We start from the raw sequence: 16,337 nt of genomic DNA, 5'->3' as shown, positions 1-16,337 counted from the left end.
CTTCATTCAGGAGAGGCAATGGATTTCCGGTTCAAGGCAGGCAGGCTCCCCATGCTCGTGTCGATGCCCCATGCGGGCACCGACATCCCGGACGAGGTAGCAAGCACCATGGCGCCCTGCGCCGCGGCGCGCGCGGACACCGACTGGCACCTGCCGGAACTCTACGGCTTCCTGGAAGAGATGGGCGTGTCGACCATCTCGGCGCGCTGGTCGCGCTACCTGATCGACCTGAACCGTCCACCCGAGAACACCAACCTGTATCCCGGAATGGACACCACGGGGCTGTGCCCGGTCGACACCTTCGGCCGGGAAAGCCTCTACCTGCCTGGCCGCACGCCGGACGAAGCGGAAGTGCGGCGCCGCCTGGAGCGCTACTGGATGCCCTATCACGAGCAGCTGCGCGCGGAGCTGGATCGCCTGAAACGCGAGTTCGGCAGCGTGGTGCTGTGGGACGCGCATTCGATCGCCTCAAGCGTGCCGCGCTTTTTCGAGGGCCGCCTGCCGGACCTGAATTTCGGCACCGCCGACGGCAAGTCCTGCGCCCCCGGCCTGGAAGCGGCGGTGGTGGGCGTCGCCCGCGCCCAGGACCGGTTCAGCATCGCGGTCAACGGCCGCTTCAAGGGCGGCCACATCACGCGCAAGTACGGCCAGCCGGAGCAGGGCGTGCACGCGATCCAGCTCGAGATGTGCCAGTGCCTGTACATGAACGAACAGGCTCCGTTCGAATATCGCCCCGAGGTGGCGGCGCACGTCCAGCCGCTGCTGAAGGACATGATCGCTGTCTCGGTGAACTGGGTGCGCACATGAGAGCCCTGTTCGCCCGCCATGCGCTGCTGCCCGAGGGCTGGCGGCGCGACGTGCTGATCGAATGGGATGCGCAGGGCGACCTGAGCCGCGTCGAGGCGCAGGCCGCGCCGCCCCTGGGCGTGGCGCGCGCCGACTACGTGTTGCCGGGCATGGTTAACCTGCACTCGCACGCCTTCCAGCGCGCGCTGGGCGGACTGACCGAGCGCGCCGGTGAGGGCCCCGACAGCTTCTGGACCTGGCGCGACCTGATGTACCGCTTTGCCGCGCGCATCACGCCCGAACAGATCGAGGCCATCGCCGCCCAGCTGTTCGTGGAATGCCTGCGCCACGGCTATACCTCGCTGTGCGAGTTCCACTACCTGCAGCGCGCACCAAGCGGCGAAGCCTATGCGCGCCCGGCCGAAACCGCCGAGCGGGTGGCCGGCGCCGGTCACGCCACCGGCATGGGCCTGACCCTGCTGCCGGTGCTGTACAGCCATGCCGGCTTCGGCGAGCAGCCGCTGCGTCCCGAGCAGCGGCGCTTCCGCACCGGCGTCGACGATGTGTTCAAGATCGTCGAGGCGCTGCAGCCCCTGCGTGGCGGCCAGTTGGAAGTCGGCGCCGCGCCGCATTCGCTGCGCGCGGCCGGCGTCGCGCAGATACGCGAGCTGGCGGCCGCCCTGCCGGCCGGGCGGCCGCTGCACATCCACATCGCCGAGCAGATGCCCGAGGTCGAGCAGAGCATCGCGTTCAGCGGCCGGCGGCCGGTCGAGTACATGGCCGAGCAGGTCGGGCTCGACGAACGCTGGTGCCTGGTGCATGCGACCCACCTGAACGATGCCGAGGTGGCGGCGATCGCGAACAGCGGCGCCGTCGCCGGCCTGTGCCCGACCACCGAAGCCAATCTCGGCGACGGCCTGTTTCCCTTGCAGGCCTTTATCGAGCTGGGCGGCCGTTTCGGCATCGGCAGCGACAGCCACGTAGCGCAAAGCCCGGTCGAGGAACTGCGCTGGCTGGAATACGGCCAGCGGCTGGCCCACCAGCGCCGCAACATCGCTTTCACACGCCAACAGCGCGACGTCGGCCAGTACTTGTGGCAGACTGCCCTGCGCGGCGGCGCCCAGGCGGCCGGTCGCAAGGTGGGCGCGCTCGCGCAAGGACTGCGCGCCGACCTCCTGGTGCTGGACGGGAGCCATCCGAACCTGGACGGCGTGGCGGACGAGGATGTGCTCGGCCGCTTCCTGTTCTGCGGTAACGACAACCTGGTGCGCGACGTGCTGTGCGGCGGGCGCTGGGTGGTGCAGGGCGGACGCCACGTGGCGCAGGAGGCGGTTGCGCAGCGCTACCGCCAGGCCTTGAGTGAACTGCGCGAGTTGCGCGAATCGAGTGAGGTGGGCCAATGACCGTACTGATCCCATTCGCAGGACTGTCGCCGGTGCCGTGGAAGAACGGCACCGGCAGCACGACCGAAATCGCCATCGGCCCGCCGGACTCCGGCTTCGAGGACTTCGATTGGCGCGTGAGCCTGGCGACCATCGAAAAGGATGGCGCCTTTTCAAACTTCCCCGGCGTGGACCGCACGCTGGCCCTGGTCGAGGGCCACGGCATGCTGCTCGAGATCGACGGCGAGCCGACCCTGGTCACCGATGCCGAGCCGGTGGTGGCCTTCGACGGCAGCTCCGAGGTCATCGCGAAACTCAGCCGCGGCGGCAGCACCGACTTCAACGCCATGACGCGCAGCGAACGCTGCTACCACACCTTCGGCCGGCGCCGGCTGTCGGGCGATTCCACCTTTGTTGCGCGCGCCGACGTCACCGTGCTGTTCCTGGCCGAGGGCGACGCCCTCGAACTGCGCAACGAAAAGGAGCGCATCGGCATGGTGCGCTACGACGCGGTGGTGCTGGAGCCGGGCTCGGTGTGGAAGCTCGAGGCGGGGCAGGGCATGATCTACATCGTGGACGTCTGGTACCACGAGGACGAAGAGGACGAAGAAAGCGATGAGTGACGTGGCCGACCTGCTGTTCACCAACGTGAATCTGGCAACGATGGTGCCTACCGCCGCGGATGGCTACGGCGAGATGCTCGACGCCGCACTCAGCGTGAAGGATGGCCGCATCGCCTGGATCGGCGCGCGCCGCGACGCCCCGCCCGCCGCCGCGCAGCACGACTGCGGGGGCGCCTGGATGACGCCGGGCCTGGTGGATTGCCACACCCACGTCGTCCACGCCGGCAACCGCAGCAACGAGTGGGAGGCGCGCCTGAACGGCGCCAGCTACGAGGACATCGCGCGCCAGGGCGGCGGCATCATGTCCACCGTGCGCGCCACCCGCGAGGCCGACGTCGAGGCGCTGCTGGCGCAAAGCCTGCCGCGCGTGGCCAGGCTCTTGTCCGAGGGCGTGACAACGCTCGAGATCAAGTCCGGCTATGGCCTGGCGCTGGAAGCCGAGGCGCGCATGCTGCGCGCCGCGCGCGAGGTGGCACGCCGTCTGCCGGTGCGCGTCGCCACGACTTTTCTCGGCGCCCATGCGCTGCCGCCGGAATTCGCGGGCCGGGCCGACGACTACGTGGATGAAGTGTGCGAACGCATGCTGCCGCAACTGGCGCAAGAGGGGCTGGTCGATGCGGTGGACGCCTTCTGCGAACGGATCGGCTTCACCAATGCCCAGACCGAGCGCATCTTCCTTGCCGCGCGTCTGCTGAACCTGCCAGTCAAGCTGCATGCCGAACAGCTGTCGGACCAGCAGGGCGCCGAACTGGTGGCGCGCCATGGCGGCCTGTCGGCCGACCACCTCGAATACCTGAGCCAGGCCGGCATCGATGCGATGGCACGCGCGGGCACGGTGGCCGTGCTGCTGCCGGGCGCCTATTACTTCCTGCGCGAGACGAGGCAGCCGCCGACCGGCGCCCTGCGCGAAGCGAAGGTAGCGATGGCGGTGGCCACCGATTGCAATCCCGGCACCTCGCCGATGACTTCCCTGCTGCTGGCCATGAACATGGCCTGCACCCTGTGGCGCCTGACGCCCCAGGAAGCCTTGCTGGGCGCCACCCTCCACGCGGCGCGTGCCCTCGGCCTGCATGGCGAGATCGGGTCGCTGGAAGTGGGGAAACGGGCCGACCTGGCCCTGTGGGATATTGCCCGCCCGGCCGACCTGGCCTATGCGATGGGCTCGAATCCTTGCCGCACGGTGGTCAACGACGGTGTCCTGCGGCCGGCACACGTTCCAATGTGATGCGTAAGCGGTACAGCTTGGCCCCTTATTCCTTAGGCATGCACAAGCGACTCTGTTCTCAATCTCTTCTGCTTGACTAGCGTCAAACCGGCGAATTCCAGCTCGGGAATTATTACTGCAACGGCGGCAGAAACCAGCTTCGTAACAAGGGTAAGCGAATGTAAGCCCTAATTGAATATTAAGAATCCACACTTATAGTGCAAGCGTGTGATTCACCATCTCCCCTCCCCATTTGACGAAAATGGGTTCGCCCACGGCGCCTCCCGGCCCCGTGGGTTTTTCTTTGTGCGTGCTTGTCGAGCGCCTCAGGCGCGACGCTCGGCCAGTGCCGCCAGGGTGTCGCCGGTGAGGCGGCAGGTGCGCCAGTCGGGCAGGATGTCGGCGCCCATCTGCTGGTAGAACCGGATCGCCGGCTCGTTCCAGTCCAGCACCGACCACTCGAAGCGGCCGCAGTTGCGCTCGACCGCGATTTGCGCGAGGCGGGTCAGCATCCTGGTGCCATAGCCCTTGCCGCGGTGCGACTGGCGCACGTACAGGTCCTCCAGGTACAGGCCCTTTTTGGTCAGGAAGGTCGAGAAGTTATGGAAGAACAGCGCGAAGCAGACCACTTCGCCGTCCTCCTCGCCCATGATGGCTTCGCACGACGGGCGCGAGCCGAACAGGGCCTCGTGCAGCAGGTCTTCGGTGGCCACCACCAGGTGCTCGAGTTTCTCGAACACGGCCAGCTCCACGATCATGGCATGGATGTGGGTGACATCGGTTGGTTGGGCGGGACGGATGGTAAAAGTGCTCATGGCGTTTCGAGTGGATTGTTCAGGTTTGCGGATTGCACGGGTTTGGCCGCGGGCGCGCGCAAGGCCCAGGCCACGCTGGCCAGGCACAGGACCATGCCGGCGAATTCGACCGGGCCGGGACGGTAGCCTTCGAGCTTGATCGACAGCAGCACCGACAGCACCGGCGTGATCACGCCGATGTAGACGGTCTTCTGCGCGCCGATGCGCCCGATCAGGGTGAAGTAGGCGAAGAAGGCGATGACCGAGCCGAAGATCGACAGGTAGACCAGGCCGGCCCAGTAGGTGGCGCTGCTCGGGATGACGAAGCGGTCGCCGTTGGCCAGCGACCACACCGTGACCAGGCAGGCGCCCCAGAACATCGACCAGGCCATGGTCAGCGGCAGGTTCTCGCATTGTTCCTTCACCTTGGTGACCACGATGCTGCCGGCGGAACTGGCGATGGTCGCGGCCAGGGCGAGGACCACGCCGGCGATGAAGGCCGGGCTACCGCCGTTCTGGTAGTCGCGCCAGGCGGTGCCGATCGAATGCCAGAACAGCAGGGCGACGCCGGCGATCGCGACCACGCCGCAGGCGATGGTGCGGCGGCTGATCGTGGTGCCGAAGAACAGGCTGCTCAGGAGCGGCGTCCAGAACACCATCAGCGCGAACACCACCGCCACCAGTCCCGAGACCACGTACTGCTCCGATTGATAGGTGCAGAGGTAGGAGATGCAGAAGGTGAGCACGCCCTGCAGCGCCATCCAGCCATGGGTGCGTAGCGGCAGGCGCAGGCTGTCGCGGCGTACCAGGCAGATGAGGAACAGGGTGGCGGCCGCCAGGAAGAAGCGGTAGGCCACCGACACGGCGGGCGGGGCTTCGCCCAGCTGCAGGGTGATGGCGAAGAAGGTCGAACCCCAGATCAGGGAGGCGACGGTGAAGAGGACGGAAGAGGGCATCGCGCGAGTATACGTGCTCCGCCAATTTATTGCAGTGGTAGGGTGGACGGCTATGCCGTCCGCGCGTTCAAACCACCGTAAGGCTGCCCGCGCGACTATTCATACGCTAACTACCACCGCGTGGGGTTTTTTGGACCTGTGCACAAAAACACGAGCCGCCCACCCTACGTTAGTACGCGAGGTTCATGCGGCGGTACAGGAAAGACAGCACGAACAGCGGCCCAATCAGGAGGAAGCGCAGGTCCTCGAAGAAGGAGGGCTTCTTGCCCTCGATCTTGTGGCCGACGAACTGCCCGATCCAGGCCACCACGAAGATCGCGATCGACACCGGCAGCACCGTCATGTCGGGCATCAGCGCCAGAAGTCCCAGCATGACGGCGCTCATCACGCCCATGCCGACGGCGAAGCCGCGCGAAAGCTTGGCGTAGTAGTAGAGCGAGGCGAGGGTCGCCGCGATCGCCACCACCGGGTGGATCGCCCACAGGATGCCGAGCAAACTCAGGACGATCAGCGGGATGCACACGAAGTGGATGATCTCGTTGGTGTGGTTGCGGTGGCTTTCGGCGTAGCGCGCCAGCAGCAGGTCGATGTTGCGGGGGGAAGTGCTGTGGTCCATGTTTGTCTCCGTATGACCTGTTGTTTCGCCCGATTCTACACCGTCTCCAGCGCCTGTTGGACGCTCGGCCGCGGCGCCTGCAGGCGCAGGTGCGGATGGCCCGCGAACAGCTCGGAAATCCACTCGACGAACACGCGCACCTTGGCCGACAGGTGGCGGTTCTGCGGGTAGACCACGTGCACCGGCAGCGGGTCGCTGCTCCACTCGGGCAGCACCTGCAGCATGCGCCCGGCCGCGATGTGCTGCGTCAGCAGGTAGTCGGTCATCATGATGACGCCCAGTCCCGCCAGCCCCGCCTGCACGTAGGCATTCGAATCGTTCAGGGCGATCGACCCGGGCAGCGCCACCTCGATGCGCTCGCCGTCGCGCGAGAAGTCCCATTTCGACACCTTGCCGGTCTTGGCCGAGAAGTAGTTGACGCAGCGGTGGCGCTCGAGGTCGCGCGGGTGCTGGGGCGCGCCGAAGCGGTCGATATAGGCCGGGGCGGCGGCGGTGACGAAGTTGATCACGCCGATGCGGCGCGCGATCAGGTTCGGGTCCACCAGCTCGCCGCCGCGCACCGCGCAATCGACGCCTTCTTCGACCAGGTCGACCGGGCGGTCGGTGCTGCCGAGTTCGAGCGCGATGTCCGGGTAGCGTTCGAAGAAGGCGGGCAGGGCGGGGATCAGGATTTCCGAGGCCAGGCCGGTGGGCGTATCCACCCGCAGGCGCCCGCTCGGGCTCAGGCGGTGGCGCGACAGCGATTCCTCGGCGTCGCGCACGTCGGACAGGATCTGCACGCAGCGTTCGTAGTAGGCGGCGCCGTCCGAAGTGATCATCACCTGGCGCGTCGTGCGGTGCAGCAGCTTGACCGCCAGGGTCGATTCCAGTGTCTGCACCAGCGTCGAGACCGTCGCCTTGGGCAGGTTCAGCATGTCGGCCGCCTTGGTGAAGCTGCCGCAGTCGACCACCTGGATGAAAACTTCCATGGCCTGGAGCTTGTTCATGAGGGCACTCCCATTCTTTGGTCGATTGTTCGGCATTCTGAACAATCAATTCGTTATTGACATCTTTATCTGATTGTAGTTGAAGACTATAGTGTGTGCATCGCAACAAAATGTAAACACGAACGGAGCTGGTCATGAGCATGCGGGACGGAATCTTCACCACGGTAGCAGTGGCCCTGAGCGGGGTAGCGCTGGCAGGCCTGCTGGGGACCGACGCCTATTCGCAGGCTGCCGGCGCGGAAGCGCGCGGCCTGAAGGCACTCTCGATGCAGGTCGAAACGCAATCGCTACTGGCGTGCGGCGACTGTGCGGACGGCGAATCCGGCCGCTGGGCCGCGGCGCCGCAGGAAGGCCAACGATGAGCGCGGTACTCGAACGCGACGATGCCGCCACGGCGAGCGTGGATGTGCGCGAACTGGAAGTCAGCGGCGCGCAGGGAGCCCTGGCGGCCCGTCTCTACACCGCCGGCCAAGCAGTGGAGAAAGCGGCCAAACGCGACACGCTGATCGTGTTCTTCCATGGCGGCGGCTTCGTCTCGGGCGATCTGCAGGAAGCGGACGAGTTCCTGCGCCATATGGCCCAGTGCAACCAGGAGCGCGCGGTGCTCGCCTCGAACTACACGCTGGCCACGACCAGTCCCTTCCCGGCCGCGGTGGAAGATGCGCACGCGGTGCTGCTGTGGACCACGAAGAACAAGGCCAAGCTCGGCTGGTCCGGCAAGAAGCTGGTGGTGATGGGCATCGAGGCCGGCGCCAACCTGGCGGCCGTGTGCGCGCTGATGGCGCGCGACCGCGCCGCGCCCAAGCTGGCCGGCCAGGTCCTGATCATGCCGATGCTCGACCCCGGCCTGTCCACCTGCTCGATGCGCCAGATGAACCAGTGCCCGGACCGCGAAAAAGTCACCAGCGACTGCGCCGCCGCCTACCGCGGCTACCTGCCGCACGCCGCCGACCGCGCGCATCCGTACGCCTCGCCGCTGCGTTCGACCCGGCTGAAGAATCTTCCGCCGGCCCTGATCCTATCGGCCGAGGACGACCCATTGTGCGACGAGGCCGAACAATACGGCGCCAAACTGATCAACGCCGGCGTACGCACCACGGTGCGGCGCATGCCGCCGGCCCCGCTGCAGGACCCGGACGGGCGTAACGAATGTGCATGCAAGGTGCACGCGCTTGCCGAGATCGCAAGCTTCCTTGACGGACTGGATCGCTGACCGCTCAGCACCGGACATCAACCATCACCGCCTTCCGACGCCACGTGCCGCGCGCACGAGGAGGGCCCGTTTTTTCCCAAAAATCGTCGCTTCGGCGACGTGAGGGATCGTCTTCGAAAGAGGTGAGCCATGAAGATGCAGCACCTGCACCCCATGCGCTGTTGACGCCAGCGCCCCGGCCGCGCTGAGCGCGCGGCCCTCCAACCAGTAAGGAATCCGGCATCCACGCCTGCGGGCGCGGAGAGGCCCTCTTTTTCTCCGCATCCGGCTCGTACCCGGCTGCGGACAGGGAAGTTTTTGTCTCTTCAATAAGAAAGGTTGATCATGAATAAGCAACTAAGCAGCACGGGCAAGGTGAAAACACTCGTCGCACTGTTGGCCGCCGCAGGGCTCGCGGGCGCGGTGCTCACCGGCTGCGCCGACGCCAACAGCCAGGACGGCGCTGCCGCGGCGACGCCCGCCGCACCGCCGGTCTCCGCCGCAATCGTCATCGAAAAACCGGTGCTTGAAACCCAGGAATTCTCGGGCCGCCTGGAAGCCGTGGAAGAGGTCGAGATCCGTTCGCGCGTCAGCGGCTACATCACCGCCGTCAACTTCAAGCCGGGCGCCGAAGTGAAGAAGGGCGAGGTGCTGTTCGTGATCGACCCGCGCCCTTACCAGGCCGAAGCCGAGCGCGCCGGCGCCGCCGCCAGCGCGGCCCGCGCCCGTGCCGACCTGGCCCGACTGGAACTGGAGCGCGCCGAGCGCCTGCTGGCGGATAAAGCCATCGCCCAGCGCGAGTACGACGAAAAGGCGGCCGCCTAGAAGGAACTCGACGCCAACGCACGTGCCGCCCAGGCCCAGTACGAAGCGGCGCGCCTGAACCTGGCCTATACCCGCGTGACGGCGCCGATCGACGGCCGCGTCTCGAAGGCCGAAATCACCCTCGGCAACCTGGTCGACGCCAGCGCCGTGCTGACCTCGGTGGTCTCGCTGGAGCGCATCTATGCCAGCTTCGACGGCGACGAACAGACCTACCTGCGCGTCGGCGCCCGGCGCGACAGCGGCGCGGTGGTGAAAATCGGCCTGGCCAACGAAGAGGGCTTCCCGCACGAGGGCAGGCTCGAATTCGTCGACAACCAGCTGGATGCCCGCACCGGCAGCGTGCGCATGCGCGCCCTGCTGGCCAACCAGGACCGCAGCCTGGCGCCCGGCCTGTTCGCCCGCGTGCAGGTGGGCAGCGGCGTGGCCGAGAAAAGCATCGTGATCAACGACCGCGCGGTCGGCACCGACCAGAGCCGCAAGTTCGTGGTGGTGGTCGGCAGCGACGGCAAGGCCGAATATCGGCCGGTAGCACTTGGCCCCATGGTCGACGGCATGCGCGTGGTGCGCTCGGGCCTGAAGGCGGGCGAGAAGATCGTCGTGGGCGGCCTGCAGCGGGTGCGCCCCGGCGCGCCGGTGGCGGCGCAGATCGTGCCGATGGATGCCGCCATCGCGGCTGCCAGGAACGGCGCCAAGCTGGCCCTGAACACCGCCAAGGAGTGAGGCCATGAACTTCTCCCGCTTCTTCGTCGACAAGCCGATTTTCGCGGTCGTGCTGTCGGTGATCGTGTTTGTTGCCGGCCTGATCTCGATCTTCCAGCTGCCGGTGTCCGAGTATCCCGAGGTGGTGCCGCCGTCGGTGGTGGTGCGCGCCCAATATCCGGGGGCGAATCCGAAGGTGATCGCCGAAACCGTGGCCGCGCCGCTGGAAGAGCAGATCAACGGCATCGAGGACATGCTCTACATGAGCTCCCAGAACACCTCGGATGGCGCCCTGGCCCTGACCCTGACCTTCGCGATCGGCACCGACATCGACCGCGCCGAGAGCCAGGTGCAGAACCGGGTGCAGCGCGCGCTTCCGCGCCTGCCCGAGGAGGTGCGCCAGATCGGCGTCACCACGGTGAAAAGCTCGCCCAACCTGACCATGGTGGTGCACCTGCATTCGCCCGACGGCCGCTACGACGACCTGTACCTGCGCAACTACGCGGTGCTCAACATCAAGGACCAGCTGGCGCGCCTGAACGGCATGGGCGAGGTCCAGTTGTTCGGCTCGGGCGACTATGCCATGCGCGTCTGGCTCGACCCGCAGAAGGTCGCCGCGCGCAGCCTGACCGCCGGCGACGTCGTTGGCGCGATCCGCGAGCAGAACGTGCAGGTCGCGGCCGGCGTGGTGGGCCAGGGACCGAGCAAGGATGCCGACTTCCAGCTGACCGTCAACACCCAGGGCCGCTTATCAAACGTCGAGGAGTTCGGCGACATCGTGGTCAAGGCCGGCGAGGACGGCGCCGTGACGCGCCTGAAGGACGTGGCGCGCCTCGAGATGGGCTCCAGCTCCTACGCGCTGCGCTCGCTGCTGAACAACAAGTCGGCGGTGGCGATCCCGATCTTCGAAGCGCCCAACGCAAACGCGCTGCAACTGTCGCAGGACGTGCGCGCCACGATGGAAGAGCTTTCGAAAGACTTCCCGGAAGGCGTCGAGTACAGCATCGTGTACGACCCGACCCAGTTCGTGCGCGAGTCGATCGATTCGGTGATCAAGACCCTGCTCGAAGCGGTGGTTCTGGTCGCCCTGGTGGTGATTGTTTTCCTGCAGACCTGGCGCGCCTCGATCATCCCGCTGCTGGCGGTGCCGGTGTCGGTGGTGGGCACCTTTGCCGTGATGCTGATGTTCGGCTTCTCGATCAACACCCTGTCGCTGTTCGGCCTGGTGCTGGCGATCGGCATCGTGGTCGACGACGCCATCGTGGTGGTGGAAAACGTCGAGCGCAACATCGGCAACGGCCTGTCGCCGCACGACGCGACCATCCAGGCCATGAAGGAAGTGTCGGGCCCGATCATCGCCATCGCCCTGGTGCTGTGCGCCGTGTTCGTGCCGATCGCATTTGTTTCGGGCCTGACCGGCCAGTTCTACCGCCAGTTCGCGCTCACCATCGCGATCTCGACCGTGATCTCGGCCTTCGTTTCCCTGACGCTGGCGCCGGCCATGTCGGCCGCGCTGCTCAAAGCCCACGATGCGCCGAAGGATCGCCTGACGCGCGCCATGGACAAGGTGCTGGGCCGCTTCTTCGCCGCCTTTAACCGCTTCTTCGGCCGTGCCTCGCACGGCTACGAAGGCGGCGTGAAGACCGTGCTGCGCCGTAAAGCCGCGACGATGGGCGTCTATCTGGTGCTGGGCGTGGCCGCGGTCTTCATGTTCAAGGTGGTGCCGCCGGGCTTCGTGCCGGCCCAGGACAAGGGCTACCTGATCGGTTTCGCCCAACTGCCGGATGCCGCTTCGCTGGACCGCACCGATGAAGTGATCCGCAAGATGTCGGCCATCGCCAAGGACATCCCGGGCGTGGAATCCTCGATCGCCTTCCCGGGCCTGTCGATCAACGGTTTCACCAATGCCCCGAACGCCGGCATCGTGTTCACCGGCCTCAAGCCCTTCAGCGAGCGCAAGGGCAAGCCGGAGCAGTCGGCCGAGGCCATCGCCGCGGAGATCAACAAGCGCATGGGCGCGGTCGACGACGCCTTCGTGATGGTGCTGTCGCCGCCGCCGGTGAACGGCCTGGGCACCACCGGCGGCTTCAAGCTGATGCTGGAAGACCGCGGCAACCTCGGCTACGACGAACTGTACAAGGCCACCCAGGCGCTGCAGGCCAAGGCCTGGGGCACGCCGGAACTCGCGGGGGTGTTCTCGAGTTTCCAGATCAACGTGCCGCAGCTGTTCGCCGACGTCGACCGCGTCAAGGCCAAGCAGTTGGGCGTGCCGCTGGCGAGCATTTACCAGACCCTGCAGGTAAACCTCGGCTCGCTGTACGTGAACGACTTCAACCAGTTCGGCCGCACCTACCAGGTGCGGGTGCAGGCGGATGCCCAGTTCCGCTCGCAGCCGGAGCAGATCGCCCAACTGAAGGTGCGCAACGACAAGGGCGAGATGATCCCGCTGTCCTCGCTGATGCAGGTAAAGGACAGCTACGGACCGGACCGCGTCCAGCGCTACAACAACTACGTGGCGGCCGACATCAACGGCGGCCCGGCGCCTGGCGTGTCCTCCGGCCAGGCCCAGGCCATCATGGAGCAGCTGGCCAGGGAAACCCTGCCCAAGGGGATCGCCTATGAATGGACCGAGCTGACCTACCAGGAAATCCTGGCCGGTAACACCATGGTCTACGTGTTCCCGCTGTGCGTGCTGCTGGTGTTCCTGGTGCTGGCCGCGCAGTACGAGAGCTGGACCCTGCCGCTGGCGGTGATCCTGATCGTGCCGATGTCGATCCTGTGCGCGCTGGCGGGCGTCAAGCTCAGTGGGGGCGACAACAACATCTTCACCCAGATCGCCCTGTTCGTGCTGGTGGGACTGGCCTCGAAGAACGCGATCCTGATCGTGGAATTCGCCCGCGAACTGGAAGACCACGGCCGCAGCATCGTCGAGGCCGCGCTGGAAGCTTCCCGCCTGCGCCTGCGTCCGATCCTGATGACCTCGATCGCCTTCATCATGGGCGTGGTGCCGCTGGTGTTCTCGAGCGGCGCCGGCGCCGAGATGCGCCATGCGATGGGCGTTGCCGTGTTCGCCGGCATGCTGGGCGTGACCTTTTTCGGCCTGTTCCTGACGCCGCTGTTCTACGTCCTGCTGCGCACGTTCGCGAAGCGTTTCGAGAAAAAAGCGCCGGTGGCGAAAGCGCCGGCCCTGGACCTGGAAGGAGTGCATTGAGATGAACAGCATGATCGCAAGGGGCGTGGCTCCGCTGTTGGCAGCTCTGCTGCTGACGGCATGCGCCACCCCGGCATTCAGGCAGCCGGCCGTCGAGACGCCGGCGGCGTTTCGTGAGTCGCAGCCGGCGGAGGTGGAAGGCATCGAGGGGGCGCGCTGGAAGCGTGCGCAGCCGGCCGAGCAGCAGCCACGCGGCCAGTGGTGGCTGGCCTTCAAGGACGCGGCCCTGACTTCCCTGATCGAGGAAGCCGGCGCCAACAATGCCAACCTGGCGGTGGCGGCCAGCCGCGTCAAGCAGGCCAGGGCGATCGCCGGCATCGCGCAGGCGGCGCGGGTGCCGCAGGTCGGCATCGGCATCGGCGCCCAGCGCGCGCGCCCGTCGGCGTTCGACAGCGGCCTGCCGCAAGGCACTCCAACCCAGCCGGCGACCAGCTACACGGCGAACCTCAGCGCCAGCTACGAGGTCGACCTGTTCGGCCGCGTGGCGGCGAGCGTGGCGGCGGCGCAGGGCGACGCGGCCACAATCGAGGCGAACTACCGCTCGGTCTTGCTGGCCCTGCAGGCGGACGTGGCGCAGACCTACTTCCGCCTGCGCGCGCTGGATGCCGAACTGGACACCGTGGCGCAGACCGTGCGCCTGCGCGAGGAATCGGTGAAGGTGACGCAGCGCCGCTTCGACCTGGGCGACATCGGCGAATTCGACCTGTCGCGCGCCCGCACCGAACTGGCAACCGCCCGCGCCGAGGCGATCGGCCTGCAGCGCCAGCGCGCGAGCGCCGAGCATGCGTTGGCGGTCCTGCTGGGTAAACCAGCATCCCACTACGTGGCCGGCAAGAGCCCGCTGCTGGATGCCGCCGCGCTGCCCGCGATTCCGGCCGGCCTGCCATCCTCGCTGCTGGAGCGCCGCCCCGACATCAATGCCGCCCAGCGCGCGATGGAGGCCTCGAATGCCCGCATCGGCGTGGCGCGCGGTGCGATGTTCCCGGCCTTGAGCATCAGCGCGGCCGGGGGCGGCGTCGGCGGCGCCATGTCGGAAGTGTTCAAGTGGAGCAGCCGCTCCTGGGTGCTGGGTTTACTTACCTCGATGCCGCTCATCGACGGCGGCCGCAACCGCGCCAACGTCGAGGCCAGTTACGCGGTGCTGGAGGAATCGGTGGGCGCCTACCGCCAGAGCGTGCTCACGGCGTTTGCGGAGGTCGAGGACAACCTGGCCGGCCTGCGCATCCTCGCTGGCCAGGCCGAGCAGATCGATGCGGCGCTGTCGTCGGCGCGCCGTTCGGCCGAACTGGCGCAAAAGTTGTACGACGCGGGTCGTTCCAGTTATCTGGAACTGCTGGACGCCCAGCGCAACCTGGCGGCGGTGGAGCGCACGGCCGTCCAGCTGCGCGGCAACCGCGCGGTGACCACGGTGGCGCTGATCCGTTCCCTGGGCGGCGGCTGGGACGGCGCCAGCAACGGTGGCAAGGCCGTCGCCATGCGCTAGCACCTGTTCTACCTCTCCAGTGTTGCCCTTTGCGGCGGGTACCTGAGTGCTCGCCGCTTTTTTATGCATTGGTAGCAAAACTACAGAATATGTTCAGAATTCAATTGACATGGTAAGGGGCTGGGCAGAGAATTTCCCCGTCAATTCCATGTATGCATATCGGTGTCGATTGATTTGGTAGTTTAGCTACCAGCTCTGCATGGCCGTTGACGGTCTTACCCGCTTTCTTGAACCGCATTCATCACCCAGTCCGCCATACCAACCGGAGGAGACATGAAGAAGAAAGTCAGCGTTACAGCCTTGCTCGCAATGAGTGCCCTCACGATGTCGATGCATGCCGGCGCCGCCACGCCGCAGGCCCAGGCCGGCAACAGTTCCGCCGTCCTGTTGCAAGGTTTCCATTGGAATTCGGCGGGATACAACAATCCGAACTGGTACAACACCCTGGCCGGCAACGTGGCCGACCTGAAAGCCATGGGCTTCAGCCATGTCTGGTTCCCGCCGCCGTCCGACTCGGCGGCGAGAGAAGGCTACCTGCCGCGCCAACTGAACAATCTCAGCTCCAGCTACGGCAGTTCGGCCGAGCTGACCAACGTGGTGCGCGCCTTCACCAACAACGGCATCCGGGCGATCGCCGACGTCGTCGTCAACCACCGGGTCGGCTCGACCGGCTGGTCCGATTTCACCAATCCGAACTGGACCCGCTACACGATCGCCAACAACGACGAGTGCAACTGCGGGCTGGGGAACGGCGATACCGGTTCGGGCTTCAACGCCGGCCGCGACATCGACCACACCAACGTCGGCGAAACCCAGAACGGCATCATCAACTGGCTCAACTACACCATCAAGCCGGTCGGCTTCAGCGGGCTGCGCTTCGATTACGTGAAGGGCTTCGGCGCCCAGTATGCCGGGCAGTACGCGAATGCGTTCGGCGCCCAGTTCTGCGTGGGCGAGCTGTGGACCGACCTCAATCTGAACAACATCGACGCCCACCGCCAGCAAATCATGAACTGGATCAACGGCACCGGCAATAGCTGCGGCGCTTTCGACTTCACGACCAAGGGCCTGCTCAACGATGCGCTGGCCAATGGCAACTACTGGCGCCTGCGCGATTCCTCGGGCAAGCCGCAGGGCGCCGTCGGCTGGTGGCCGGCGATGGCCGTGACCTTCGTCGACAACCACGATACCGGCCCCTCGGAGAGCTGCGGCGTCGGCCAGAACCACTGGCCGGTGCCGTGCGGCGCGGTCATGCAGGGCTATGCCTATATCCTGAGCCATCCGGGCATCCCGACGGTCTACTACCCGCACATCTACAACTGGAACCTGAAGACGCCGATCAGCGCGCTGATGCAGGCGCGCCGGACCGCGGGCGTCCATTCCACCTCGCCGGTCGCGATCCAGGCCGCCACCCAGGGCCTGTACGCGGCCATCGTCACCGGCAGTTCGCGCCAGTTGGCGATGAAGATCGGCCCGAACAGCTGGAGCCCCGGCGCCGGCTGGACGCTGCAGACTTCGGGCAGCAACTACGCGGTGTGGATGAAATAAGCGGCACGGCAGGCAAGCGCGGCGCTTGCGGT

Annotated in this window: 13 protein-coding genes and 1 pseudogene; 10 read left to right on the top strand and 4 right to left on the bottom strand. The window is 66.5% G+C overall.

The window, feature by feature from the left end:
• The first annotated feature begins 18 nt into the window (after positions 1-18).
• From hutG to hutI, 4 genes are read left to right on the top strand one after another with little or no spacing between them, the layout of a single operon-like run.
• The gene (gene hutG / locus ACK4S9_RS03125) at positions 19-807 is read left to right on the top strand and encodes an N-formylglutamate deformylase (protein WP_409721293.1); all 789 of its coding nucleotides are present in this window, start codon (positions 19-21) and stop codon (positions 805-807) included.
• Positions 804-2,189: a formimidoylglutamate deiminase gene (locus ACK4S9_RS03120; protein WP_409721290.1), complete on the top strand. Its 1,386-nt coding sequence runs from the start codon at positions 804-806 to the stop codon at positions 2,187-2,189. The genes hutG and ACK4S9_RS03120 overlap by 4 nt, the downstream gene beginning before the upstream one ends.
• Entirely contained in the window at positions 2,186-2,791 is a 606-nt protein-coding gene (locus tag ACK4S9_RS03115) for a HutD family protein (RefSeq protein WP_409721288.1), read from the top strand. Before ACK4S9_RS03120 ends, ACK4S9_RS03115 begins: the two co-directional genes overlap by 4 nt.
• The gene (gene hutI, locus ACK4S9_RS03110; RefSeq protein WP_409721285.1) at positions 2,784-4,016 is read left to right on the top strand and encodes an imidazolonepropionase; all 1,233 of its coding nucleotides are present in this window, start codon (positions 2,784-2,786) and stop codon (positions 4,014-4,016) included. The genes ACK4S9_RS03115 and hutI overlap by 8 nt, the downstream gene beginning before the upstream one ends.
• A gap of 305 nt (positions 4,017-4,321) precedes the next feature.
• Here the strand turns inward: hutI and ACK4S9_RS03105 are convergent, their stop codons facing one another.
• The 4 genes from ACK4S9_RS03105 to ACK4S9_RS03090 all read right to left on the bottom strand — a co-directional run bounded on the left by ACK4S9_RS03105 (position 4,322) and on the right by ACK4S9_RS03090 (position 7,347).
• The gene (locus tag ACK4S9_RS03105; RefSeq protein ID WP_409721282.1) at positions 4,322-4,810 is read right to left on the bottom strand and encodes an N-acetyltransferase family protein; all 489 of its coding nucleotides are present in this window, start codon (positions 4,808-4,810) and stop codon (positions 4,322-4,324) included.
• Positions 4,807-5,745 (bottom strand): DMT family transporter, encoded by a 939-nt coding sequence (locus ACK4S9_RS03100; RefSeq protein ID WP_409721279.1) that lies wholly within the window; start codon positions 5,743-5,745, stop codon positions 4,807-4,809. Before ACK4S9_RS03100 ends, ACK4S9_RS03105 begins: the two co-directional genes overlap by 4 nt.
• A gap of 169 nt (positions 5,746-5,914) precedes the next feature.
• Entirely contained in the window at positions 5,915-6,361 is a 447-nt protein-coding gene (locus ACK4S9_RS03095) for a DUF962 domain-containing protein (protein WP_409721276.1), read from the bottom strand.
• Between the two features lie 35 nt (positions 6,362-6,396).
• Positions 6,397-7,347 (bottom strand): LysR substrate-binding domain-containing protein, encoded by a 951-nt coding sequence (locus ACK4S9_RS03090; protein ID WP_409721273.1) that lies wholly within the window; start codon positions 7,345-7,347, stop codon positions 6,397-6,399.
• A 134-nt stretch (positions 7,348-7,481) separates the two neighbouring features.
• On the opposite strand from ACK4S9_RS03090, the gene ACK4S9_RS03085 reads away from it, so the two are divergent.
• From ACK4S9_RS03085 to ACK4S9_RS03060, 6 genes and pseudogenes are all read left to right on the top strand, one after another.
• Positions 7,482-7,709: a hypothetical protein gene (locus ACK4S9_RS03085; RefSeq protein WP_409721271.1), complete on the top strand. Its 228-nt coding sequence runs from the start codon at positions 7,482-7,484 to the stop codon at positions 7,707-7,709.
• On the top strand, positions 7,706-8,560 hold the full coding sequence (locus ACK4S9_RS03080) for an alpha/beta hydrolase (protein WP_409721268.1): 855 nt from the start codon (positions 7,706-7,708) through the stop codon (positions 8,558-8,560). The genes ACK4S9_RS03085 and ACK4S9_RS03080 overlap by 4 nt, the downstream gene beginning before the upstream one ends.
• Before the next feature lie 324 nt (positions 8,561-8,884).
• Positions 8,885-10,084 (top strand): annotated as a pseudogene (locus ACK4S9_RS03075) (efflux RND transporter periplasmic adaptor subunit).
• A 4-nt stretch (positions 10,085-10,088) separates the two neighbouring features.
• Positions 10,089-13,274: an efflux RND transporter permease subunit gene (locus tag ACK4S9_RS03070; protein ID WP_409721265.1), complete on the top strand. Its 3,186-nt coding sequence runs from the start codon at positions 10,089-10,091 to the stop codon at positions 13,272-13,274.
• A 1-nt stretch (position 13,275) separates the two neighbouring features.
• Entirely contained in the window at positions 13,276-14,757 is a 1,482-nt protein-coding gene (locus ACK4S9_RS03065) for an efflux transporter outer membrane subunit (protein WP_409721263.1), read from the top strand.
• A gap of 273 nt (positions 14,758-15,030) precedes the next feature.
• The gene (locus ACK4S9_RS03060) at positions 15,031-16,305 is read left to right on the top strand and encodes a glucan 1,4-alpha-maltotetraohydrolase domain-containing protein (protein WP_409721259.1); all 1,275 of its coding nucleotides are present in this window, start codon (positions 15,031-15,033) and stop codon (positions 16,303-16,305) included.
• Positions 16,306-16,337 lie beyond the last annotated feature (32 nt).

Origin of the sequence: Massilia sp., from assembly GCF_046293535.1 — a bacterium.
Taxonomy (GTDB): Bacteria; Pseudomonadota; Gammaproteobacteria; order Burkholderiales; family Burkholderiaceae_D; genus Telluria.
The sequence above is the reverse complement of the archived record's forward strand: the minus strand, read 5'-3'. Positions and strand labels throughout refer to the sequence as shown.

What these genes read in the sequence shown, in the direction of transcription:
- hutI (WP_409721285.1), top strand. Translation starts at nt 2,784, where the DNA reads ATGAGTGACGTGGCCGACCTGCTGTTCACCAACGTGAATCTGGCAACG.
- ACK4S9_RS03095 (WP_409721276.1), bottom strand. Translation starts at nt 6,361, where the DNA reads ATGGACCACAGCACTTCCCCCCGCAACATCGACCTGCTGCTGGCGCGC.
- ACK4S9_RS03100 (WP_409721279.1), bottom strand. Translation starts at nt 5,745, where the DNA reads ATGCCCTCTTCCGTCCTCTTCACCGTCGCCTCCCTGATCTGGGGTTCG.
- ACK4S9_RS03115 (WP_409721288.1), top strand. Translation starts at nt 2,186, where the DNA reads ATGACCGTACTGATCCCATTCGCAGGACTGTCGCCGGTGCCGTGGAAG.
- ACK4S9_RS03065 (WP_409721263.1), top strand. Translation starts at nt 13,276, where the DNA reads ATGAACAGCATGATCGCAAGGGGCGTGGCTCCGCTGTTGGCAGCTCTG.
- ACK4S9_RS03090 (WP_409721273.1), bottom strand. Translation starts at nt 7,347, where the DNA reads ATGAACAAGCTCCAGGCCATGGAAGTTTTCATCCAGGTGGTCGACTGC.
- ACK4S9_RS03120 (WP_409721290.1), top strand. Translation starts at nt 804, where the DNA reads ATGAGAGCCCTGTTCGCCCGCCATGCGCTGCTGCCCGAGGGCTGGCGG.
- ACK4S9_RS03070 (WP_409721265.1), top strand. Translation starts at nt 10,089, where the DNA reads ATGAACTTCTCCCGCTTCTTCGTCGACAAGCCGATTTTCGCGGTCGTG.
- ACK4S9_RS03105 (WP_409721282.1), bottom strand. Translation starts at nt 4,810, where the DNA reads ATGAGCACTTTTACCATCCGTCCCGCCCAACCAACCGATGTCACCCAC.
- ACK4S9_RS03060 (WP_409721259.1), top strand. Translation starts at nt 15,031, where the DNA reads ATGAAGAAGAAAGTCAGCGTTACAGCCTTGCTCGCAATGAGTGCCCTC.
- ACK4S9_RS03080 (WP_409721268.1), top strand. Translation starts at nt 7,706, where the DNA reads ATGAGCGCGGTACTCGAACGCGACGATGCCGCCACGGCGAGCGTGGAT.
- ACK4S9_RS03085 (WP_409721271.1), top strand. Translation starts at nt 7,482, where the DNA reads ATGAGCATGCGGGACGGAATCTTCACCACGGTAGCAGTGGCCCTGAGC.
- hutG (WP_409721293.1), top strand. Translation starts at nt 19, where the DNA reads ATGGATTTCCGGTTCAAGGCAGGCAGGCTCCCCATGCTCGTGTCGATG.